Below are 1,097 nucleotides of genomic sequence, written 5' to 3' on the forward strand. Positions count from 1 at the left end.
GCTAGTCATGCGGGGAATCGAGCTGGTTTTCTGATTTTGCGCTGCGAATCGGCACTGGTGCTGGTGTGAGGCTTAATAAATCAGCGTTTCCTTAGGTTTAAGTGACTTTAATAATTTTATTGCTTCGTCAAAGTTTTCGTGGTTGTCACGGTCAAAGACGCAGTAAACCTTGTCGAAAGGTTCGCTTGTTCTGGCAGCATCCCTGAAAAGCTCTTCTCCGTGTCTTACAATGCTCACGGGGTCCGAGCCGCATTCGCCGCTTATTCTAATGTTGGCTGTGTCGATCTCGTAATGATCTTTTAGCTCGTTAAAGTAATTTGGCTCGGTTTTTGAGCCTTCGCATACAATTAAAACTTTCTCGTATAGTTTTCGTGAGGGTTTTTTTCGCTCTAGTTTTTTGGCCCTCCGCTTGTGAAATAAATTATCTGTCCCCATCAGCCTGCCCTCGATGAGCGAATGGGTCTCACGTACGGCAATGCACCATATCGACCAGACAGATAAGCGTCTTCTAAATTTTCTCTACCTTTTCGCGGGCTAAAGTCAGTGAGAGGATAGAGGCTGGTTGCTTGATCCTTGTTTTTCTCGCAGAACCAGATCTGGTCCCTGCGAAAAACATCTTGATTAAGGATCGACGTTTCGTGAGTGGTGAAAACTAATTGAGCGTTTTTTTGGTTAGTCTCGGAGTTATGAAAGAGATCCACCAGAAAATGAACTAACCTTGGGTGTAAGTTGTCATGAAGCTCGTCAATTATTAGTACTTTTCCTGTTTCAAGAACATTTAACCATGGGCCTGCATAGGAGAATAGTTTTTGAGTGCCGTCGGATTCGTCATCGAATTCAAATGCTACAGCTTGATCTTGAGTTCCTGCGTGAATGGTTTTGATATCATAAAAGATATTGTCCTTCATGTTTTCAAGGATGTCTTTTTTGATTTCTTCTGGGAGAGAGTCGGGTAAGTGTTTTGCGGAGAATTTTTCAGATTGAATATCTAAATCTTTGATGTCTAGGGAAACGCTGATTTATTCCTCAGCAGCTCTCTTGGCTGGCACAATCGCGGGAAGCCCATCGCCTGAGTCAGCCGCATGCAAAAAACCTTT

The 1,097-nt window shown here is 43.5% G+C and carries 2 protein-coding genes; both read right to left on the reverse strand.

The window, feature by feature from the left end:
• Positions 1-72 precede the first annotated feature (72 nt).
• Positions 73-435, reverse strand: coding sequence for an RloB family protein (locus tag BMX80_RS17575; RefSeq protein ID WP_074870830.1), 363 nt, complete (start codon positions 433-435; stop codon positions 73-75).
• Positions 435-1,019 (reverse strand): AAA family ATPase, encoded by a 585-nt coding sequence (locus tag BMX80_RS17580; RefSeq protein WP_083394376.1) that lies wholly within the window; start codon positions 1,017-1,019, stop codon positions 435-437. Before BMX80_RS17580 ends, BMX80_RS17575 begins: the two co-directional genes overlap by 1 nt.
• Positions 1,020-1,097: the final 78 nt, after the last annotated feature.

It is taken from the genome of Atopomonas hussainii (assembly GCF_900109735.1).
In the GTDB taxonomy this organism is placed as follows: domain Bacteria; phylum Pseudomonadota; class Gammaproteobacteria; order Pseudomonadales; family Pseudomonadaceae; genus Atopomonas; species Atopomonas hussainii.

Bases quoted from the DNA above. Each gene is read 5' to 3' on its own strand.
- BMX80_RS17575 (WP_074870830.1), bottom strand. From the start codon at position 435: ATGGGGACAGATAATTTATTTCACAAGCGGAGGGCCAAAAAACTAGAG.